Source organism: Gryllotalpicola koreensis, from assembly GCF_039538185.1.
GTDB classification, from domain to species: domain Bacteria; phylum Actinomycetota; class Actinomycetes; order Actinomycetales; family Microbacteriaceae; genus Gryllotalpicola; species Gryllotalpicola koreensis.
The window spans coordinates 442,173-463,222 of the sequence record NZ_BAABBW010000002.1 but is presented as its reverse complement, the minus strand read 5'-3'; the positions used below and the strand labels follow the sequence as shown (position 1 = coordinate 463,222).

Here is a 21,050-nt window from a genome sequence, read left to right as displayed (position 1 = left end):
GTCAGGCGGAGGCCTTCGCCTGCGTCACGTCGAGCCCGAGGATCTCGCGCAGGAAGTACCCGGTGTGGCTCGCCTCGACCCGGGCGACCTGCTCGGGAGTGCCCGTCGCGATCACCTGGCCGCCGCCCGCGCCGCCCTCAGGGCCGAGGTCGATGATGTGGTCGGCGCTCTTGATGACGTCGAGGTTGTGCTCGATGACGATGACCGTGTTGCCCTTGTCGACGAGGCTGCTCAAGACGAGCAGGAGCTTCCGCACGTCCTCGAAGTGCAGTCCGGTGGTCGGCTCGTCGAGGACGTACACGCTGCGGCCGTTGGTGCGGCGCTGCAGCTCGGTCGCGAGCTTGACGCGCTGCGCCTCGCCGCCGGAGAGCGTCGTCGCGGACTGGCCGAGGCGCACGTAGCCGAGGCCGACGTCGACCAAGGTCTTGAGGAAGCGGTGGATCGAGCTGATCGGCTCGAAGAACTCGGCCGCCTCGGCGATCGGCATGTCGAGCACCTCGGCGATGTTCTTGCCCTTGTAGTGCACCTGCAGGGTGTCGCGGTTGTAGCGCGCGCCGTGGCACACCTCGCAGTCGACGTAGACGTCGGGCAGGAAGTTCATCTCGATCTTGATCGTGCCGTCGCCCTGGCAGTTCTCGCAGCGGCCGCCCTTGACGTTGAAGCTGAACCGGCCCGGCTGGTAGCCGCGCGACTTCGCCTCGACCGTCTCACTGAACAGGGTGCGGATCTTGTCGAACACGCCCGTGTAGGTCGCCGGGTTCGAGCGCGGGGTGCGGCCGATCGGCGCCTGGTCGACGTGCACGACCTTGTCGAGGTTGTCGACGCCGGTGACCCGGGTGTGCTTGGCGGCGACCTTGCGGGCCCCGTTGAGGCGCTGCGCGAGCACCCGGTAGAGGATGTCGTTGACGAGCGTCGATTTGCCGGAGCCGCTCACGCCCGTCACCGCCGTGAAGACGCCGAGCGGGAACTCGACGGTCAGGTCCTTCAGGTTGTTGGCGTTGGCGCCGACCACCTGGAGCATGCGCTTCTTGTCGATCTTGCGGCGCTTCGGGGGGATCGCGATCGACTTGCGCCCAGCCAGGTAGTCGCCGGTGAGCGAGTCGCGATTGTCGACGAGCTCGTCATAGGTGCCCGAGTGCACGACCTTCCCGCCGTTGACGCCGGCGCCGGGGCCGATGTCGACGACCCAGTCGGCGGTGCGGATGGTGTCTTCGTCATGCTCGACGACGATCAGCGTGTTGCCGAGGTCGCGCAGCGCGACGAGGGTGTCGATGAGGCGGCGGTTGTCACGCTGGTGCAGCCCGATCGACGGCTCGTCGAGCACGTACAGCACGCCGGTGAGGCCCGAGCCGATCTGGGTCGCGAGGCGGATGCGCTGCGCCTCACCGCCCGACAGGGTGCCGGCGGCGCGTGCCATGTTGAGGTAGCCGAGCCCGACCTGGATCAGGAAGTCGAGTCGCAGCTTGATCTCGCGCAGCACCTGCGCGGCGATCGTGGCCTCGCGATCGGTGAGCTGGAGCCTGTTCATGAACTCGCGCGAGTCGGTGAGGCTGAGCTCAGCCACGTCGGCGATGGAGTGCTCGTGCACGAGCACGGCGAGCACCTCGGGCTTGAGGCGCTTGCCGTCGCAGACGGGGCAGGGAACCTCGCGCAGGAACTCGGCCCAGCGCTGGCGCTGCGTGTCGGTCTCAGCCTGTGCGTACTGTCGCTCGATGTAGGGCACGACGCCCTCGAAGCCGCTCGTGTAGCTCATCTCGCGCCCGAAGCGGTTGCGCCAGCGGACCTTCACCTCGAAGTTCTCGCCATGCATGACGGCGCTGCGGACGCGCTCGGGCAGCTGGTTCCACGGGGTGTCGAGGTCGAAGCCGAGATCATTGGCGAGGCCGGCGAGCAGCTTCTCGTAGTACTGGTAGAGGCTCTTGCCCTGGCTGGTCCACGGGATGATGACGCCCTCGGCGAGGCTCAGCTCGGGGTCGCCGAGTAGCAGCTCGTCGTCGACGGCCATGCGCACGCCGAGGCCGGAGCACTCGGGGCAGGCGCCGAAGGGCGCGTTGAACGAGAAGGTGCGCGGCTCGATCTCGGTCAGCTGGATCGGGTGGCCGTTCGGGCAGGCCAGCTTCTCGCTGAAGGTCACCCACGCGTCGGGCGAGTCGGCGGGTTCGTCGACGAAGTTCACATCGACGAGGCCGTCGGTGAGGCCGAGCGCCGTCTCGATCGAGTCGGTGAGGCGGCCGAGGATCTCGGGGCCGGCGACCAGGCGGTCGACGATGACGGAGATATCGTGCTTGTAGGACTTCTTCAGGGTCGGCGGCTCGGTGAGCGCGTGCTGCTCGCCGTCGACGAGAACGCGGGCGAAGCCCTTCGCCGCGAGCTCCTTGAAGAGGTCGACGAACTCGCCCTTCTTCTGCTTCACGACGGGCGCGAGAACCTGGTAGCGGGTGCGCTCGTCGAGCTCCATCAGCTGGTCGGCGATCTGCTGCACGGTCTGCCGCTGGATCTTCTCGCCGCACACGGGGCAGTGCGCGACGCCGATGCGCGCCCACAGCAGGCGCATGTAGTCGTAGATCTCGGTGATGGTGCCGACCGTCGAGCGCGGGTTGCGGTTGGTCGACTTCTGGTCGATCGAGACGGCAGGGCTCAGCCCCTCGATGAAGTCGACGTCGGGCCGGTCGACTTGGCCGAGGAACTGGCGCGCGTAGGCAGACAGCGACTCGACGTAGCGGCGCTGGCCCTCGGCGAAGATCGTGTCGAAGGCGAGCGACGACTTGCCTGAGCCGGACAGGCCGGTGAAGACGACGAGGGCGTCGCGCGGGATCTCGAGGTCGACGTTGTGCAGGTTGTGCACGCGGGCGCCGCGCACGCTGAGCTTGGCGCGCGAGTCGACCGGATGCACGTGCCCGAACGCTGCGGAAGAGGTGGGGGACGTCACCCGTCGAGTCTAGATTCGACCACCGACATTGCGCTGGGCGCGGCCCGGCAGCAGCGCCGCTCGGGGCAGCGGCGCTCGGGGCAGCGACACTCAGCGCAGCGGTGCCAGCCGGATTCCGCGTGCGCCGGCCGCCCAGGCGGCACGCAGATCGTCTGCGCTCACGACGCCGTCGGTGACCGTCAGCCGGTTGAACTTCGCGAAGGCCGGATTCTTGCTCGCGATGAGCGCATAGTCGGCGGTGGCGGCTCGCTCGGTGACGTCCATCGACACCCGCATCTTGACCAGCTTGCCGAGGAACCGCATGGTCACGATGTCGCCCGTGCGAAGATTCCGCGCCCAGCGTGCGGAGGTGCCGATCAGCAGCTCCCCGCCTTCGCGCTCGTAGGCGACCGGGATCCGGTATTCCTTGCCCGACTTGCGCCCGATCACGTAGAGCACCAGGAGGCGCTTACCCGCCAGGTGCGCGAGCCCGGGCGCCGCCAGCACGCCGCGCATCAGCACATTCATCGCCCGCTGGCCGGGAAGGGCGCGGGCTCCGTGCGGTTCGATCGTCCTGTCGGTCATCTCCGGCATCCGCTCGTCTGATATTGGTCGCCCCAATATTGGTTGTGCCAATATAGTACGCTCTCGGCGTCGCGGACAGTGATACACCTGAACCGTGCCTCTGCCTTCCCATGCGAACGACCGCACGCCCGATCGGGTGAAGAAGCGCCCGTCCTGGCTCGTCGGTCGTGCGCACGCCACTTCGCTCGGGCTGCTCGTCTCGGCGTTCGAGGCGAGCGGCACCGGTCTGCGGCCGTTCCACTACCGCATCCTCTCGGCGCTCGAGCAATGGGGCGCCGAGAGTCAGGCGGCCCTGGGTCGCGACACCGGCATCGACCCGAGCGACATGACGGCCGCGTTGGTTGAGCTCGAGGCACGCGAGTTCGTGACGCGCCGGGTCGACCCTGCGCACAAGCGGAGGAACATCGTGACGATCACCGCGAGCGGCGAACGGATGCTGCGTGAGCTCGATCACGTCATCGAGGGTGTGCAGCTGACCCTGCTGGCACCGCTTGATGCGGATGAGCAACGCCAGTTCACCGAACTGCTGACCCGAATCCTGACGCGCGAGAAGTGACCCTTCACCCAGAGGGCCTCTGCATTCGCAGCTGGGTTCGGATGCCTGCTTTCGAGTGCAGCCGGATCGGATCGCGCCCCGGCCACAGCAGCCAGTACTCAGCTCCGCGTCTCTCGATGCGCTCGCCGTGGTTGTGCAGCAGCAGATGATGTCGCTTGCAGAGCAGAATGCCGTCGCGTGTCTCGGTCTTGTGGTTCGCGGGGCTCTCACTCCACGGGTTGAGGTGATGTCCTTCGGTCGCATCCGGCGGCATCGGACAGTCGGTCCACAGGCAGCCGCCGTCGCGTTTGGCCATCGCCCGGCGCTGTTTCGGCGTGAACAGCCGCTGGTCCTTCCCGATGTCGATCGCCTGACCGCTCTCGTCGAACAGGATCGGGGTGAATCCGTCGCCGCACAGCATGCGCATGGCATCCGTCGCGGTGATCGGGGTGTCAGTGCCGTCGATCCATGCGATTCCCTGGTCGGGGCCTGCGCAGGTGACTCCGAAGCCCGCCCCTGAGCAGCCACGGTGATCGCCCGCATGGTGTCGGGCCAAGGCATTTTGTGCAGCCCGCGCCTTCGCGAGGTCCGTGGCGGTCACCGCCACCATGACCTGCGGCCGGTGCCGCGCGAGCAGCACGTTGCTCTCGGACTGACCGCCGCACTCCACGAGCTCGACGAGGGTGTCGGCCTGCAGCTGCTCGTTCGTCCGCGGGTCCTCATCGAGCTCACGGGCTCGTGCGATCTCGGCCGCATCGCGGAATCGCGGCCCGCCGAGTCGCGGCGAGAGCATCGTGCGGATCGGCCCATAGAAGCGCGCATCGGATTCCGGATCGAGGTCGATGTCGTAGTGCACCATGCCGCTCGCGCGCACGTGGCGCTTGAACGAGCGCAGCTCCTTCCGCTGCTCGGCCTCGTGTGCGGCGGCGAACGTGTCAAGCGACGCACGCGCGCGCTTGGCCGCTCTGGTGAGATCCTCCGGCGTCCAGCGGCCGGACCAGCAGTCGCCGATCAGCTCGAGCGCGGCCGTTCGCCACGCGGGCGCGAGGTCGCGCATCCGAGGTCCGCCGAGGGCCTGCCTGAGCGCATCCCCCTGCGGGGCGCTGAGCCAGCCGTTCCGCACCGCGACGGCGATCGGCGCGTCCCACTCGCCGGGCAGCGCCTTGAGGGCAGGAAGCGACCGCTCCCCCGGATCGAACGGCGGGGCGCCATCTGGCACGTGCACGGGCGCGATCGCCTGGGCGGTCTCGAGCAGCCCGCCGACGCGGATCAGCCGCGTCGCTTCGGCGCGCCCCACCCCGGCGAGGTCTTGAACCAACCCGATGCCGTCTTTGAAGCCACGCTGCTGCGCGAGCCCCTCGGTGCCGAGCTCTCGAGCCGACCTTCGCTCGATGTCGGCGGCGAGCAGTGAGATGGTCGCGCCGACGCTCGATCGGATGCCGCCCAGCACCCGCGTCGCCTGCGCTTCCTCGTCGGGCGTAAGCGCCCCGAGGTCGTCGGCACACGGAAGGGCCTCGGCCACCGTGGCGGCGAGGCTCTCCAGCGATTCGAGTACCGAAGACATGCCATCAGGCTAGACTGGGCCACCGACATTCAAGGGCTGATATCCGAATCTGTGTATGAATCCTTGATTTCGCTCCTGTGGACGGAAAGACCAGCACAGGCATCCGTGTCATCATTGATCCGTTCCCGCGGGCTCCGCACTCATCACCCGCCCGCTATGCCAGGGAACGGGACGAAGGAAACAGGAATGACGGACAGCACCGGTCTCGCGATCACGCGCTGACACTGCTGCCTGCCCGCTCCTGAAAGCCCAGGCTCCGCCGTGTCGGCGTACCACCCTCGACACGAACCGGAGCCTTCTCCATGCCTTCCGCACCCTCCGTCGTCCTGAACGACCTGACTTTCACCTGGCCAGACGGCGAACTCGCCGTCGATGGCCTCACCGGGGCCTTCGGCCGCGGCCGCACCGGACTCATCGGCGCCAACGGGGCCGGCAAGTCCACGCTGCTCCGGCTCATCGCCGGACATCTCACCCCGACCCGCGGGAGCGTCGCGATCACCGGCACCGTCGATTACCTGCCGCAGCACCTCACGATCGAGACGGATGCCACGCTCGCCGACCTTCTCGGTGTGCGCGCCGTCGTCGACGCCGTTCGCGCCATCACGAACGGCGACACGAGCCCTGAGCTCTTCGATGCCATCGGCGCCGACGGCTGGGACGCCGAGGAGCGCGCGGCCGCCGCGCTCGCCGCAGCGGGCCTGCCCGGGGAGCTCGACCGACGCGTCGGCGAGCTGTCAGGCGGCGAGGCGATGCTCGCCGGCGTGGTCGGGGTACGGCTGCGCGGGGCATCCGTCGCCCTGCTCGACGAACCCACCAACAACCTCGATGGCGACGCGCGCGAGCGGCTCTACGAGTTGGTGCGCGCCTGGCGCGGGGCGCTCATCGTGGTGAGCCACGACACGGCCCTGCTCGAGCTGATGGACGACACCGCCGAGCTGCGCGGCGGCGCGCTCACCGTGTTCGGCGGCCCGTTCAGCGCGTACCGCGCGTGGCTCGACGAGCAACAGGCGGCGGCGCGTCAGGCACTCGCGACCGCGAAGCAGCGGCTGCGCGTCGAGAGGCGCGACCGCATCAGGGCGGAGACGAAGGTGGCGCGCAGCGCCGCAGACGGCCGCAAGAAGCGCGCCAACGGGGATTTCGGCAAGGCCATGTTCGACGGACTCAAGAACTCGGGTGAGAAGTCGGCGGCGAAGATCCGCGGTCTGCATGCCGGTCGTGAGGCCGAGGCGCAGGCCGCGGTCGAGGCGGCGGACCTGTTGATCCGCGACGACGACCACATCGCCGTCGACCTGCCCGATCCGGGTGTCGCCCGGGGGCGGCGCATCGCGACACTCCGCGGCTCGGACGGGCGCGAGTTCATCGTGCAGGGGCCCGAGCGCGTCGCGCTCACCGGACCCAACGGCGCCGGGAAGACCACGCTCATCGAGAGGCTGGTGGCCGGTGACGGGCTGCTCGCCGACCGCGTCGCCTATCTGCCGCAGCGCATCGACACGCTCGACGAGCAGGCGACGGTGCTCGCCAACGTGGAACGCGCCGCGCCGAACACCACGACGGCTGAGCTGCGGAACCGGCTCGCGCGCTTCCTGATCCGCGGCGACGCGATCTCGCGCCCCGTCTCGAGCCTCTCCGGCGGCGAGCGGTTCCGCGTGGCGCTCGCGCGACTGCTGCTCGCCGACCCGCCCGCGCAGCTGCTCGTGCTCGACGAGCCGACGAACAACCTCGACCTCGACTCGATCGACCGGCTCGTCGAGGCGCTCGCCGCCTACCGCGGCGCGCTCATCGTCGTGAGCCACGACCGCGGATTCCTCGAGCGCCTGCACCTCGACGCGGAACTCCGGCTCGAGGCATCCGGAGTCCTCAGTCGGGTGTGAGCGCGCCGCCGGGCCGTGCGGAAGGGATTCGGGGGCGGCCCCGGCGTGTCGGCGCTCGTGCACGGCGTGTCGCGCCGAATCCCTTCCGCACGGTGAGGGAATCCTGCTCAGAAACGCGGTGGGATCAGGAGGCGCGGTGTATCTCGGCGCTCGAACGCGCGGCAGCCCCAGCTAGGCGCGCCGCAGCAGCCGGCCGAACAGCAGCGCGCCGAGGGCGAGCAGGGCGGCCGCACCCACCACGGTCGCAGGGACCCACGACGGCAGGGCGGCGCCGCGCAGCCAGAGCGTCAGCGCGAGCAGCCCCTCGGACGGCGCGGTGACCGCCGCTGCGATGAGCAGCGGCCGCGCGAAGACCCGTAACTCGACGCGCGCCCGCACCGGCGTGACAGCGGCCCGCGCGGCGAGGACGTGCGCGAGCGCGACGCCCGCGAGCACGGTATACGGATGCCACGCGCCGGCGCCCGCGGGCTGGATGAGCTCCGACAGCACGAGGCTCAGCATCGCCACCCAGGCGAGCTGCAGCCACGGCGAGACGGCGGCCGCGACACCGGCGAGGGCGGCGATCCAGCCCCAGGCATCGCCGGCGTGCAGTGCGGCGAGGGCGAGCAGCAGAACGCCGAGCACGGCGCGGACCGCCCAGGCGGGAAGCTCGCGGCCTCTCATCGCGACACCGCCGCAGGCCGGGCGGACGGATGCCCCGGCCGGGCGAGCGCCAGCAGGGCGGCGTCGCGCGCCGGATCGTCCTGTTCGAGCCCCCATGCGAGCACCTCGACACCGCCGCCACGCAGCGCCGTCAGGCGGTTGTCGCGATCCATCACGACAAGGCGGTGGGCGATGCGCCGTTCGACGGTGAGCTCGTTCGTGCGGGCGGGTGGAAGCACGTCGACGGCGATGACGCGGTGGCCCGTCGCCGCGAACTGCAGGGCGGAGGCGGCCGGGTGGTCGTCGAGGAAGGTCGAGAGCAGGTAGACGGCGGCGCCCTGCGTGACGAGCGGAGGGCGCCGCGTCGCACGCAGCGCCCCGGACGGACGGGTTGCGGCGATGGCGCGCAGCAGCCGGTCGAGATGGCGCGCGCCCGCGCCGGGGAGGGCGACCCTGCCCGGCACGGCGAGGTCGGCGAGCGCGACCCGATCGCCCTGTCTGATGTACCCGGCCGCGATCGCCGAGGCCGCCGCACGGGCGATGTCGAGCGAGGTCGTGCCGCTGTTCAGCGGGTCGAAGTGCGCCCACGTGTCGACGTTCTCGCCCACGTCGTCGGCGCTGTCGATCACGACGAACACGGTCGCGTCGGCCTGCGCCCGGGTCCGGCGCACGTAGAGCTCGCCGGGCTCCCTGGCGAGCCGCGCCGTCGCCTTCCAATCGATGCGGCGCAGCCGGTCACCCGGCCGGAAGCGGTCGATGTCGTGGAAGTCGCCGCCGTCGCCTGGGCGGGAGGAGTCGTGCGAGCCGGTGAGCCCGGTGAGCCGCGGCGGCAGGGGAAGCGCGCCGATCGGAGTGAAGGCCGGGTCGACGGTGCGATCGACCGCGACAGGCGCGGCCACGTCGGTGATGAGCGCCGACCCCGCGGCGACCAGCCGCAGATCGACCGCGACGACGCGCTGCGGCCCGGAGTGCGGCGCGGGCACACGGCCGCGCACGTCGATGGGCCGAGCGGGCGAGGCCGCGAGCACGTGCAGCCGCGGCCGCACGCCGAGCTCGAGGACCCGCAGCTGCACCGCCTCGACGCCCGGCGGTGTCTCGAGCCGCACCCGATAGCCGATGGAGTGCTCGCGGGCGGCGCGGTCGGCAGTGAGCTGCACGTCAAGGGGCGCCGCGGGCGAGGCATCCGTCGCCTGCCTGCCGCTGGCCGCATGCGGACGCCGATCCCACGCCCAGGCCGCCAGTGCGAGCAGCGGCAGGCCCATCACGACCACGTCGGCGTGGCCGACCGCGACGCCGGCGCCCGCGGTGAGGAATCCGACCGCGATCGCGCCGGTCTGCGCGACGGTGAGCCGCCACCGCGGCGACGGCTCGGACGGCCTCGGCGCGCTCATGCGCCGCCGGAGCCGCCCAGGGCGCCGACGGCCGGCGGGCCGGCGACCACGCCGACGAGCTCGGTCACCACATCGCGCGGGTTGACCCCGGTCGCCCAAGCCTGCGCCGTGAGCGAGAGCCGGTGCGCGAGCACCGGGATCGCCACCGCCTTCACGTCGTCGGGCGTCACGAAGTCGCGGCCCGCGATCACCGCGCGGGCGCGAGCGACGAGCATGAGCCCCTGCGAGCCGCGTGGCGACGCGCCCACCTGCACCGAGGCGTGGCCGCGGGTCGCGACGGCGAGGTCGACGCAGTACGCCACGATGTCGGGGTCGACGTGCACCGTCTCGACGCCGGCTTGCATCGCCGCGAGCGTCTCGGCCGTCACCACGGGCTCCATCGTCGCAAGCTCGTGCCGGCGCGCGACGCGGGCGAGCAGCACCCGCTGCTCTCCCTCGCGCCCCGGGTAGCCGACCGCGAGCCGCACCATGAAGCGGTCCAGCTGCGCCTCGGGCAGCTGATAGGTGCCCTCGAACTCGATCGGGTTGCTCGTCGCGACGACATGGAACGGCTTCGGCAGCGGGAAGCTGCGCCCCTCGACCGTGACCTGCCCTTCGGCCATCGCCTCGAGCAGCGCCGACTGCGTCTTCGGCGAAGTGCGGTTGATCTCGTCAGCGAGGAACAGGCCCGTGAACACGGGACCCTCGCGGAACACGAACTCCCCCGTGCCGGGCTGGTAGACGTACGACCCCGTGATGTCGGAGGGCAGCAGGTCGGGCGTGCACTGCAGCCGACGGAAGTCGAGGCCGAGGGCCGCCGCGAGGCTGCGCGCGGCGAGCGTCTTGCCGAGCCCTGGGACGTCCTCGAAGAGCACGTGGCCGCCCGCCAGGATCGTCGCGAGCGCCGTCGCGAGCGGCTCGCGCATGCCGACGACGACGCTGCCGACCCGGTCGAGCACCTCGTTCGCGAGGCGCGAGATCTCGGCGACGGCGAGCGGCGCCGCCTCGGGCTGCGCGTCGGTCATGCGAGCTCCTTCACTCGATCGAGGGCGTCCAAGCAGGCGAGCAGCGCCGACTGGCTGGGCATGCTCGACACGTTACTGTGCAGCGTCCGGTAGGCGCGCGTCCCGAGCAGCGACTCGATGGCCGCCCGATCGGATTCCGCGTCGAGGTCGAGCCCCCGCTGCGCCAGCCGGTCCCGCGCGACGGCCCGGACCCGGTCGAGGGCACGCAACTGCACGTGGCCGCGCAGATCGGCGACCGCCCAGCCGAGCACGTGCACGTCGTCGCGGGCGCCCGGGCCCGTCTCGGGCTCGCGCTTCGGCCAGATCGGCTCCTCGAGGCCGGGCATCGCGCGCCACAGGGCGATCGCCGCGGCGCCGACGAGCGCGAGCGCGACCGCCCACCACGGCGAGGCGCCGAAGAACCACACCGCGACGCCGACGATCACGCCGACCGCCACAGCCGGCCCGAGCACGCGGGCGCGCACGAGCGCCCTCACCGGCGCGCCCGCAGGATCGGCTCATGCCACGAGTCGAGCAGCCTCTCGATGGCGGAGCGCGCCGCCCGCACCTCGGCGGAGGAGATCGGATGCCCGCCGAAGCGCACGGCCTGATAGACGTCCACCAGCTGAGCGGCCGCCCCGGCGTCGGCCTGCACCCGGGTGATCACACGTGCCGTGAACTCGGTCGGCGTCTCGGCCGGGCGCCGCTCGACGCCGGAGTCCTCGGCGGCGGACTGCAGCCCGAGCCACGCTCGAACGACCGCGTCGGCGGGCTCCCGCTGCTCGTCGAGCGCGTCCAGCGCGAGCCGCAGGCCGCGGTGGACGATCGGCGCGTCGGGCTCGGCGTCGGGGTCATGCCCGAGGTCGTCGGGCAGCGGCGGCGCATCGGCTTCGACGGCGGTGAGCACAGGGAGTGTGCGACCGCGCCCGCGCGCCCGTAGCACGGCCCGCAGCATGAACCAGAGCAGCACGGCCGCCGCGATCAGCAGGATCACGGTGAGCACGAGCGGGCCGGCCACCGAGTCGGTGCCGTGCAGCTGGGGCTCGCTCGGTGGCAGCGTCGAAGTGTTCGTGGGCGCGGGCTGCCGCGGCGGCGCGACCTGCCCCGGCACCCAGACAGGTCCGCCGAAGTGCGGCACTCCCCCGAACGACACCGCCGCGATCAGGACGACGCCGAGCACGGCGCATCCGATCAGCGTGCGGTGCCGGCCCACGCGGCTCCGGAGACTCGGACGGTTCAGGCGTGCCCCGCCTTCTCCATCTGCCGCAGCTCCTTCTTGAGGTCGGAGAGCTCGTCGCGCAGCCGGGCGGCCAACTCGAACTTCAGCTCGGCGGCGGCCTCGAGCATCTGCCCGTTGAGGTCCGCGATCAGGTTCTCGAGCTCGGTGGCGCCCTGGGCTGCGATTCCGACGCGCTGCGTCTTCGCGCCCTTCCCCTTGCCCTTCCCGCCGTCGCGGTCGGCCATCAGCTTCGCGGTGTCGGCCTCTTCGCGGGCGAGCACCTCGGTGATGTCGGCGATGCGCTTGCGCAGCGGCTGCGGGTCGATGCCGTGCTCGGCGTTGTACGCGATCTGGATCTCGCGGCGGCGGTCGGTCTCTTCGATCGCCGACTTCATCGAGTCGGTCATCGTGTCGGCGTACATGTGCACCTCGCCCGAGACGTTGCGCGCCGCGCGGCCGATCGTCTGGATGAGCGAGGTGCCCGAGCGCAGGAAGCCCTCTTTGTCGGCGTCGAGGATCGCGACGAGCGACACCTCGGGCAGGTCGAGGCCCTCGCGCAGCAGGTTGATGCCGACGAGCACGTCGAAGACGCCCTGGCGCAGCTCGGTGAGCAGTTCGACGCGCCGCAGGGTGTCGACGTCGGAGTGCAGGTAGCGCACCCGCACGCCCGCCTCGGTGAGGAAGTCGGTCAGCTCTTCGGCCATCTTCTTCGTCAGCGTCGTGACGAGCACCCGCTCGTCGCGCTCCGTGCGCGTGGTGATCTCCTCGAGCAGGTCGTCGATCTGCCCCTTCGTCGGTTTGACGACGACCTTCGGATCGACGAGTCCCGTCGGGCGGATGATCTGCTCGACGATGCCGTCGGCCACCCCGAGCTCGTACCGGCCGGGGGTCGCCGACAGATACACGGTCTGCCCGACGCGGTTCTTGAACTCGTCCCACGTGAGAGGGCGGTTGTCGAGGGCGCTCGGCAGCCGGAATCCGTGCTCGACCAGCGTGCGCTTGCGGCTCGCGTCGCCCTCGTACATCGCGCCGATCTGCGGCACCGTCTGGTGCGACTCGTCGATGACGACGAGGAAGTCGTCGGGGAAGTAGTCGAGCAGGCAGGTCGGCGGCTCGCCGGGATTGCGGCCGTCGAGATGCCGCGAATAGTTCTCGATGCCGGAACAGAAGCCGATCTGCTCGAGCATCTCGAGGTCGAAAGTCGTGCGCATGCGCAGCCGCTGCGCCTCGAGCAGCTTGCCTTGGCGCTCGAGCTCCTCCAGCCGCTCGGCGAGCTCCTCGCGGATCGTGCCGATGGCGCGGTGCACCGCCGCCTGGCTCGCCGCGTACTGCGTGGCCGGGGCGATCGACACCGAGTCGAGCTTCTGCAGCACCTGCCCCGTGAGCGGGTGCAGCAGCGAGATCGCCTCGACCTCGTCACCGAACAGCTCGATGCGCACCGCGTTCTCGTCGTAGATCGGGATGATCTCGATCGTGTCGCCGCGCACCCGGAACTTGCCGCGCGAGAAGTCGATGTCGTTGCGCTCGTACTGCGCGTCGACGAAAGTGCGGATCAGCCGGTCGCGGCCGACCTGGTCGCCGACCTGCAGCACGGTCATCGCGCCCAGGTACTCGTCGACGGCACCCAGGCCGTAGATGCAGGAGACGGTCGAGACGACCACCACATCGCGCCGCGACAGCAGCGCGTTCGTCGTCGAGTGCCTGAGGCGCTCGACCTCGGCGTTCACCGACGAGTCCTTCTCGATGAAGGTGTCCGTCTGGGGCACGTAGGCCTCGGGCTGGTAGTAGTCGTAGTACGAGACGAAGTACTCGACGGCGTTGTTCGGCATCAGCTCGCGGAACTCGTTCGCGAGCTGCGCCGCGAGCGTCTTGTTGTGCGCGAGCACGAGCGTCGGCCGCTGCACCTGCTCGATGAGCCACGCGGTGGTCGCCGACTTGCCCGTTCCGGTCGCGCCGAGCAGCACGACGTCGGTCTCGCCGGCGTTGATGCGGGCGGCGAGCTCGGCGATCGCCTGCGGCTGATCGCCGCTCGGCTCGTATTCGCTGATCACCTCGAAGGGACGCACGGCGCGCGTGGGTTGGGCCATGCATTCAGTCTAGGAAGCAGGTGTGACATTGAGCCGGGCCGCATCGCCGACCCCCAGCTCGAGCACGGCGCCCGCACCACGGAAGCGCACGTCGTGCGTCACGAGCACCCGGGTCTTCTCGCGCAGCGCGGCGGTCAGATCGGCGATGAGCGCCGTCGCCGCCTCGTCGTCGAGGTGCGCGGTCGGCTCGTCGAGCAGCACGACGTCGGCCTCGGCGAGCAGAGTGCGGGCGACCGCGACGCGCTGCCGCTGCCCGCCCGAGAGGAACGCCCCGGCCGCCCCGATCGGCGTGTCCAACCCGAGGGGCAGCGTCTCGAGCAGCGGGCCGAGGCCGACCCTCTCGAGAACGGCGTGCAGCTCGGCATCCGTCGCCTGGTCCTCGCGCCCGCGCGCGATCTGCAGGTTGCCGCGCAGCGTCGAGTCGAACAGGTGGCCTTCCTGCGGACACCAGGCGACGCGGTGCCGCAGCTCCTCCGCGTCGAGCCGCGCGGCATCGGCATCGTCGACGAGATAGCGGCCCGACGTCGGCGCGAGATAGCGCAGCAGCACGCCGAGCAGCGTCGTCTTGCCGCTGCCAGACGGCCCCGTGACGACGAGCGTCTCGCCCGCCCGCGCGGCCGCCGTCACGTGGGCGAACACGTTCTGCTCGGCATGCGGGTAGCGGTAGGCGATGTCGTCGAGACGGATGCCGCGCACGGGCGCCACCGGCGCACCGGGCTCCTCGTGCTCGGCCTCATCGGCAGCCACGGTCACAGGGCTCACGCGACGAAGCACCTGCGCGAGCTCCGGCCAGTGCTGCGCGGCGCCGATGGCCTCGAGCACCGGCTCGATGAGCGCGAGCGGGGTGAGCACGAGCACGGCGATGAGCGGGACGGGCAGCGCGCCTGCCGCGTGCGCGTGCGCCGCCAGCAGCAGCATGCCGATCGCGGTGGCGGCGCAGACGAGCACGGCGAGAGCGGAGCCCGCTCCCAGCGCGGTCGAGGTCCGGGTGGCGGATGCCGCGGCTCGCCGGCCCAGCCGCGAGACCTCCTCGAGCTCGCCCTCGGCCGCGCCGTTCGCCGCGAGGTCGTCGCGCGCGGTGAGGAGTGCCGCGACCCGCCGCACGACCGCCGAGCGGTCGAGGTCGCGTCCTCGGGAGGCACGGGCGTCGGCGGCGATCGCGACCGCCGCTCCCCCGCCGAGCGCGACGGCGCAGCAGGCGAGCAGCAGCAGGCCGGCCGGCGCCCAGAGGATCCAGAGCGCGACGACCGCGCCCGCCAGCGCCACGACGCCGGAGGCGAGCGGCACGACCACCCGCGGCGCGAGGTCGCGCACGCGATCGCCGTCGCCGATGAGCCGGTCGAGGGTGTTGGCGGCGGTGAGCTCGACGCGTCCCGCCGGCCCCTGGGCGGCGAGACCGCGCCACAGTCGCATGCGCAGCTCGGTGAGGTCGGCGAACACGGCGTCGTGGGTGACGAGCCGCTCGGCGTAGCGCAGCGCCGCGCGGCCGATGCCGAAGAAGCGCACGCCGACGATCGCGACCTCGAGGAAGAGGATCGGCGGGTGCTCTGCCGCCCGCACGATCAGCCAGCCGGAGAGCGCCGTGAGTGCCGTGGCGAAGAGCGCCGCGAGCGTGCCGAGGCCGATCGCGCCGGCGAGCTTCCAACCGGCGGGGGCGAGCACCCGCCCCAGCTCGCGCAGGGCGGCGAGGCGCGCCCCCGCACGGGCCCCTCTGTCTCCCCCGGTCGTCACGAATGCCCGCTTCGAGGCCGGCTGGGTGGGCGTTTGTGACGACCCGCCGTCGGGGTCCGCGCGCGGGTCGTCGGAAAAGCGCGCCTCAGGGGCGGAAAGCGGTGAGAACGTGACGACCGGGGACCCAGCTGCGGGCTCGACCGGGCTCAGCGCCACACGCTCGTCGGCGAGGGCGCGCAGCTCGGGGTCGTGCGAGGCCACCACCACGGCGACGCCCCGAGCCGCGAGCGCCGCGATCTCGGCGCGCACCACCGCGGCCGACGCGGCGTCGAGGTGCGCCGTCGGCTCGTCGAGCAGCGCGACGCGCACCCCCGCGTCGACGCGGACGAGCACGCGCGCGAAGGCCAGCCGCCGCTGCTCCCCAGGCGACAGTCGTGCCGGGTCGGCATCGGGCAGGCCCAGCCGCTCGAGCAGGGACGAGGCTGAGGCATCCGTCGCCCCATAGGCGCCCAGTTCGGCGGCCGCCCCCTCGCGCGCGAACTGCGGGTGCTGGGGCAGCCACGCGAGCTCGCGCGGCGCAGCGACAGAACCGGTGACGACCGCCTCGGCGTCGAGCTGTGCGCCCCGCCCCGCGAGCACGCGCAGCACCGTCGACTTGCCGGCGCCGCTCGGCCCCTCGAGCGCGAGCACCTGGCGCGGCCGCACCTCGAACGAGACCGAGCGAACGGCATCAGAGCCGCGCCCCGCATGCCGCACCGCCAGGGCGTGCACGCTGACGCCGGATTCCGCGACGGTCCGCACGAGCGGGGTCGAGACGGATGCCCCGTCCAGAACCTCCTGCACCCGCCGCCGGGCGTCGAGCCCCGTCTGCGAGGCGTGGAACGCGGAGCCGATGTCGCGGAACGGCGCGTAGCACTCCGGCGCGAGGACGAGCGCGATGAGACCCGCTTCGAGCGGCATCGTCCCGGCGACGAGCCGCACGCCGACGAACACGGCGACGACCGCGACCGAGAGCGTCGCGATCAGCTCCAGCGCGAGCGCCGAGAGGAACGCGGTGCGCAGCGTGCCGAGCGACGTCACCCGCCAGTCGTCCGACAGCTTCCGCAAGGCGGCGCTCTGCTCGCGCACCCGCCCGAGGCCGATCAGCACGGGCAGGCCGCGGGCGAGCTCGACCATGTGGTCCGACATCCGCGTGAGCGCGTTCGTCGCGGTCGCAACCGAATCCCGCGTGTGCAGCCCGATGAGCGCCATGAAGACGGGGATCAGCGGGATCGTCAGCACGACGATGAGGGCCGAGACCCAGTCGGCGGCGAGGATGCGCAGGCCCACGAGCAGCGGCACGGCGACCGCGCCGACCAGGGTCGGCAGGAACACCGTGTAGTAGCGGTCGAGCTCGTCGAGCCCGGTCGTCGCGACCGTCGTCGTCGCGCCGACACCGCCGCGGGCATCCGTCACGGCGCGATCCAGCACGCGCGCGCGCAATTTCTCCTTCACGCCGAGCGAGACGCGGGCGGATGCCGCCTGCAGCCCCCACGTCGCGAGTCCGCGCAGCACCGCTCCCAGCAGCCCGATCCAGATGGCTCCCCGCCAGGCATCCGTGTGCTCGAAGAGCGCGGCGAGCCCGCTCGCCACCCCCTGCGCGACGAGCACGAGCCCCGCCGCTTTGACGGCCCCGAGCAGCCCGAGCAGGTAGAGCGCGGGCCGCCCGAGGTCGTCGAGAACGGGCTTCACTTGGCGAAGGGCTGCGTCGCGGCGTCGGAGCGCCCGGTCGCGGCGGCCACGGCCGCCTGGAACGGCGTCGCGTCGGGGATCGAGTCGCTCGACAGCCGGCGGCGGAACACCCAGTAGGTCCATACCTGGTAAGCGAGCACGAGCGGCACGCCGATCAGGGCCACCCACGACATCACCTCGAGCGTGTACGGCGCGGCCGAGGCGTTCGAGACCGTGAGGTCCCACGCGTGGTTGGTCGACGACGGCAGCACGACGGGGTACATCGCCTCGAAGATCGTCGCCGTGCCCGCGACGATGAAGATGCCGAGGCCGAGGAAGGCGAGCCCCTCCTTCCGCGCCCGCGCCTCGATCGCCCACCACACGACGGCGGCGACACCGATGACGAGGGTCACCCAGGCGACCGGGTGGCCGCTCTTCACGGTGACCCAGATCGCCCAGAGCGCGATCGGCACGAGGCATACGAGACCCCATGGCCAGGCGAATGCCGCCGCGCGCTCACGAACCGGGCCGTCGGTCTTGAGCGCGAGGAAGTCGGCGGAGTGCACGAGAGCGAAGCCGACGACCGCCAGGCCGCCGAGCACGGCGTAGCCGTTGAACCACGCGAACGGCCCGCCGGTCATGTCGCCGTGCGCGTTGAGCGGCAGCCCGGTCGAGGTGAGCGCGAGGCCCGCGCCGATGCCGAACGCGGCGACGAAGGAGCCGAGCGCGAGGCACCAGGTCCACACGTCGACCCAGCGCTGCGAGTTCCCCTTGCCGCGGTACTCGATCGCGACCGCCCGCAGGATCAGCCCCAGCAGCACGAGGATCAGCGGGATGTACAGCGCCGAGAACAGCGACGCGTACCAGAACGGGAACGCGGCGAAGGTTGCGCCGCCGGCGGTCAGCAGCCACACCTCGTTGCCGTCCCAGACGGGGCCGATGGTGTTCAGCATGACGCGGCGGTCCTTCTCGTCGCGCCCGAGCAGCACCATGTGCATCGCGACGCCGAGATCGAAGCCCTCGAGGAAGAGGTAGCCGGTCCACAGGACCGCGATGAGGATGAACCACAGGGTGGGCAGGAAATCAACCATGATGCTCTCTCCTCCCTAGTACGCGAACGCCAGGACGTCGTCGGACGACTTCGCGCCGCCGCCCGGCCCGCCGGCATCCGTGTCGTCGGGTCTCTTGCCGAGCTCGGGGATCGCACTCGCCGCGCCGCCGCGCACGTACTTCGTGATCAGCCAGACCTCGACGATCATCAGGATCAGGTACAGGCCGCCGAGCGACGCGATCGAGAAGATGAACTCCCCCGCGGTCACGTTGGGCGAGCTCGCCACCTGGGTGAGCAGGAAGATCTTGTCGTCTCCCGTCGGGTTCGGCGCCACGACGAACGGCTGGCGTCCCATCTCGGTGAAGACCCAGCCCGCCGAGTTGGCGGCGAAGGGGGCGAGGATGCCGAGCAGGGCGAGCCGCATGACCCACGGGTTCCGCGGCACGGTGCCCTTCCGCGTCATCCACAGTGCGACGAGCGCGGCGAAGGCCGAGAGCGCGCCGAGGGTGATCATGACCCGGAATCCCCAGTACGTCACCGGCATCAGCGGCACGTAGTTGATCTCGTTGCCGTTGGAGGCCTGCGTGCCGTAGCGCTCCTGATAGATCGGGATGAGCTGGTTCACGCCCTTCACCGGCGTGTCGAAGTTGCCGTTGGCGAGGAAGGACAGCACGCCGGGCACGGTGATGACGTCGCGCACGCTGTGGCAGCTCTCCGCGTTCCACGCGCCGAACGACAGCAGGGAGAAGTCGGTCGTCGTGTCGCACGCGGCCTCGGCGGCGGCCATCTTCATGGGCTGCTGCACGAACATGAGCTTGCCCTGCTGGTCACCCGTCAGGAACACGAAGACGAAGGCGACGATCGCGACCCAGGCGCCGGCCCGCAGCGAGTCGAGCCACAGCCGGTGGTCGAGGGCGTCGCGGCCGGGGATCTCGGGGTTCTCGCCCGCGATGACGCGCCCGTCGGCGCCCACGGTGTCGATGCCGTCCTTGCGGCGCTGCCAGAGCTGGTACCAGCTGATGCCGAGCAGGAACATGCCGCCCACCATCAGCGAGCCGAGGATCGTGTGCAGGAACGACCAGATCGCGGTGTTGTTGCCGAGGATCGCCCAGATGTCGTTCATGACCGGCTGTCCGTGCTCGAGCACGACGCCGACCGGGTGCTGCATCCACGAGTTCGCCACGATGATGAAGTACGCCGAGACGATCGAGCCGGCGACCGCGATGCAGAGCGTGGCGGTGTGGATGCCCTTGGGCAGCCGCCCCCAGCCGAAGATCCACAGGCCGAGGAAGGTCGACTCGAGGAAGAACGCGAGCAGCGCCTCCATCGCGAGCGGGGCGCCGAAGATGTTGCCGACGAAGCGGGAGTACTGCGACCATGCCAGGCCGAACTGGAACTCCTGCACGATGCCGGTGGCGACGCCCATGATGAAGTTGATCAGGTAGAGCTTCCCCCAGAACTTCGTCGCACGGTAGAAGCGGTCGTCGCCCGAGCGGTGCCAGCGGATCTGGAAGTAGGCGACCACCGGCCCGAGGCCGATCGTGAGCGGCACCATCCAGAAGTGGTAGACGGTCGTGATGCCGAACTGCCAGCGGGCGATCAGCACGGGGTCTAACGCGGTCAGATGCACTGCTTTGTCCTCTCGGACGTGCCCTTTCGGGCTGCCCTTGCGGGCGACTGATGAGAAAGGTGCCGGCTCGCACCGACTTCTACATAACGTAGAACTTGTTACTTTCTACCACGCGTAGAATAGCGCCGTGGCATCGCTAGGGGAACTGGAACGCGCGGTGATGGATCTGCTCTGGCAGTCCCCCGCCCCGCTCGCGGCGGCCGAGGTGCGCGACGCGCTGCCGGGCTCCCCCGCGATCACGACCGTGCTCACGGTGCTGACGCGCCTCGAGGCCAAGGGCTTCGTCACGCGCGACCGGGGCCGCCGCCCGCACCTGTTCGGTGCGACCCTCTCGCGTGATGACTACATGGCCGAGCTGATGCACGAGGTGCTGGGCTCGGCACCCGACCGCGAGGCGGTGCTGGCGCGCTTCGTCGGCCGTGCGAGCAAGAGCGAGACGGATCATCTCCGTAAGCTTCTCGGGTCGTAGGGCGCTGACGCAGTGACGAAAGTCCTGATCCTCGGCATGATCGCGGTTGCGCTGGCCTGGCCGGTGCCCGTTTTGCTCGCACGCGCGAGATGGACGATACGGATGCCTGCCGTGGCCATGCTCTGCTGGCAGGCCATCGCCGTGGCCGGCGGCCTGTCCATGATCGGCGCGCTCTGGTCCGTCTCGGAGGGGGCCGCGGCCCTGCTCGCGCTGCACCTGCTGCTGAACCTCGGCCTGACGGCCGTCGGCACCTCACGGCAGCGCCGCCGCCACCGGCAGCTCGTCGAGCTGCTCTCGACGCCGATGCCCGACCGGCCGGGGACACGCCTCATCGAGAACGAGGCGCCCGTGGCCTATTGCCTGCCGGGCGTGCCGCGCTCGGTGACCGTGCTCTCCGACGGGCTGCTGCGCCTGCTCTCCGAGGAGGAGCTCGCCGCCGTCGTCGCGCACGAGCGCGCCCATATGACCCAGCATCACCACATCGTGCTGATGGCGTTCAAGGCGTGGCGCACGGCTCTGCCGTGGTTCCCGATCGCGAGCCGCGCCGAGGAGGCGGTGGCGCTGCTCGTCGAGCTGCTCGCCGACGACGACGCGCGGCAGGTCGTGCCCGACAGTGTGCTCGCCTCGGCCGTCACCGCGGTCGCGGGCACGGATGCCGCGGCCGTCGCGCCCCGCGTCGCGCGCCTCCGCGGCGCGTGACCGCACCGTCGGATCTTGAACAAATCCTGAACTGG

16 protein-coding genes are annotated in these 21,050 nt (G+C 71.2%); 4 read left to right on the top strand and 12 right to left on the bottom strand.

The window, feature by feature from the left end; translation table 11 throughout:
* Window position 1: 1 nt before the first annotated feature.
* Together uvrA and ABD708_RS07135 are read right to left on the bottom strand one after the other, a co-directional pair.
* Window positions 2–2,893: an excinuclease ABC subunit UvrA gene (uvrA, locus tag ABD708_RS07140; protein ID WP_344753383.1), complete on the bottom strand. Its 2,892-nt coding sequence runs from the start codon at window positions 2,891–2,893 to the stop codon at window positions 2–4.
* A 126-nt stretch (window positions 2,894–3,019) separates the two neighbouring features.
* Entirely contained in the window at window positions 3,020–3,493 is a 474-nt protein-coding gene (locus tag ABD708_RS07135; protein ID WP_344752725.1) for a nitroreductase/quinone reductase family protein, read from the bottom strand.
* Window positions 3,494–3,587: 94 nt separating this feature from the next.
* Between ABD708_RS07135 and ABD708_RS07130 the strand changes: the two genes are divergently transcribed.
* Window positions 3,588–4,049 (top strand): MarR family winged helix-turn-helix transcriptional regulator, encoded by a 462-nt coding sequence (locus ABD708_RS07130; RefSeq protein WP_344752723.1) that lies wholly within the window; start codon window positions 3,588–3,590, stop codon window positions 4,047–4,049.
* Window positions 4,050–4,053: 4 nt separating this feature from the next.
* Here the strand turns inward: ABD708_RS07130 and ABD708_RS07125 are convergent, their stop codons facing one another.
* Window positions 4,054–5,592, bottom strand: a complete 1,539-nt coding sequence (locus ABD708_RS07125) for an HNH endonuclease signature motif containing protein (protein WP_344752720.1) — start codon at window positions 5,590–5,592, stop codon at window positions 4,054–4,056.
* A gap of 302 nt (window positions 5,593–5,894) precedes the next feature.
* Between ABD708_RS07125 and ABD708_RS07120 the strand changes: the two genes are divergently transcribed.
* Window positions 5,895–7,463, top strand: coding sequence for an ABC-F family ATP-binding cassette domain-containing protein (locus ABD708_RS07120; protein WP_344752718.1), 1,569 nt, complete (start codon window positions 5,895–5,897; stop codon window positions 7,461–7,463).
* A gap of 171 nt (window positions 7,464–7,634) precedes the next feature.
* On the opposite strand, the gene ABD708_RS07115 is transcribed toward ABD708_RS07120, so the two are convergent.
* The 9 genes from ABD708_RS07115 to ABD708_RS07075 are packed head-to-tail and all read right to left on the bottom strand — an operon-like array spanning window position 7,635 to window position 19,841.
* Window positions 7,635–8,126, bottom strand: coding sequence for a hypothetical protein (locus tag ABD708_RS07115; RefSeq protein WP_344752715.1), 492 nt, complete (start codon window positions 8,124–8,126; stop codon window positions 7,635–7,637).
* Window positions 8,123–9,496 carry a DUF58 domain-containing protein gene (locus ABD708_RS07110; RefSeq protein ID WP_344752712.1) on the bottom strand — a complete coding sequence of 458 codons (1,374 nt, stop codon included), beginning with the start codon at window positions 9,494–9,496 and terminating at the stop codon, window positions 8,123–8,125. Before ABD708_RS07110 ends, ABD708_RS07115 begins: the two co-directional genes overlap by 4 nt.
* Complete coding sequence (locus ABD708_RS07105; protein WP_344752710.1) at window positions 9,493–10,500, bottom strand: AAA family ATPase; 1,008 nt, start codon at window positions 10,498–10,500, stop codon at window positions 9,493–9,495. Before ABD708_RS07105 ends, ABD708_RS07110 begins: the two co-directional genes overlap by 4 nt.
* On the bottom strand, window positions 10,497–10,976 hold the full coding sequence (locus ABD708_RS07100) for a hypothetical protein (protein WP_344752708.1): 480 nt from the start codon (window positions 10,974–10,976) through the stop codon (window positions 10,497–10,499). The genes ABD708_RS07105 and ABD708_RS07100 overlap by 4 nt, the downstream gene beginning before the upstream one ends.
* Window positions 10,973–11,692, bottom strand: coding sequence for a DUF4129 domain-containing protein (locus tag ABD708_RS07095; protein ID WP_344752706.1), 720 nt, complete (start codon window positions 11,690–11,692; stop codon window positions 10,973–10,975). Before ABD708_RS07095 ends, ABD708_RS07100 begins: the two co-directional genes overlap by 4 nt.
* 23 nt (window positions 11,693–11,715) lie before the next feature.
* Window positions 11,716–13,785, bottom strand: a complete 2,070-nt coding sequence (gene uvrB / locus ABD708_RS07090) for an excinuclease ABC subunit UvrB (protein ID WP_344752704.1) — start codon at window positions 13,783–13,785, stop codon at window positions 11,716–11,718.
* 9 nt (window positions 13,786–13,794) lie between these two features.
* Complete coding sequence (gene cydC / locus ABD708_RS07085) at window positions 13,795–17,187, bottom strand: thiol reductant ABC exporter subunit CydC (protein WP_344752702.1); 3,393 nt, start codon at window positions 17,185–17,187, stop codon at window positions 13,795–13,797.
* Window positions 17,184–18,257, bottom strand: coding sequence for a cytochrome d ubiquinol oxidase subunit II (cydB, locus tag ABD708_RS07080; RefSeq protein WP_344752700.1), 1,074 nt, complete (start codon window positions 18,255–18,257; stop codon window positions 17,184–17,186). The genes cydC and cydB overlap by 4 nt, the downstream gene beginning before the upstream one ends.
* 15 nt (window positions 18,258–18,272) lie before the next feature.
* A complete protein-coding gene (locus ABD708_RS07075) occupies window positions 18,273–19,841 on the bottom strand; it encodes a cytochrome ubiquinol oxidase subunit I (protein ID WP_344753381.1) in 1,569 nt (522 codons plus the stop codon).
* 133 nt (window positions 19,842–19,974) lie between these two features.
* Here ABD708_RS07075 and ABD708_RS07070 point away from each other — a divergent pair, with 133 nt between their 5' ends.
* Complete coding sequence (locus tag ABD708_RS07070; protein WP_344752698.1) at window positions 19,975–20,316, top strand: BlaI/MecI/CopY family transcriptional regulator; 342 nt, start codon at window positions 19,975–19,977, stop codon at window positions 20,314–20,316.
* Between the two features lie 12 nt (window positions 20,317–20,328).
* Entirely contained in the window at window positions 20,329–21,015 is a 687-nt protein-coding gene (locus ABD708_RS07065; protein ID WP_344752696.1) for a M56 family metallopeptidase, read from the top strand.
* Window positions 21,016–21,050 lie beyond the last annotated feature (35 nt).

Coding starts and splice junctions, on each gene's coding strand:
- uvrB (WP_344752704.1), bottom strand. CDS start 13,785: ATGGCCCAACCCACGCGCGCCGTGCGTCCCTTCGAGGTGATCAGCGAA.
- ABD708_RS07105 (WP_344752710.1), bottom strand. CDS start 10,500: ATGACCGACGCGCAGCCCGAGGCGGCGCCGCTCGCCGTCGCCGAGATC.
- cydB (WP_344752700.1), bottom strand. CDS start 18,257: ATGGTTGATTTCCTGCCCACCCTGTGGTTCATCCTCATCGCGGTCCTG.
- ABD708_RS07110 (WP_344752712.1), bottom strand. CDS start 9,496: ATGAGCGCGCCGAGGCCGTCCGAGCCGTCGCCGCGGTGGCGGCTCACC.
- ABD708_RS07135 (WP_344752725.1), bottom strand. CDS start 3,493: ATGACCGACAGGACGATCGAACCGCACGGAGCCCGCGCCCTTCCCGGC.
- ABD708_RS07120 (WP_344752718.1), top strand. CDS start 5,895: ATGCCTTCCGCACCCTCCGTCGTCCTGAACGACCTGACTTTCACCTGG.
- ABD708_RS07115 (WP_344752715.1), bottom strand. CDS start 8,126: ATGAGAGGCCGCGAGCTTCCCGCCTGGGCGGTCCGCGCCGTGCTCGGC.
- ABD708_RS07125 (WP_344752720.1), bottom strand. CDS start 5,592: ATGTCTTCGGTACTCGAATCGCTGGAGAGCCTCGCCGCCACGGTGGCC.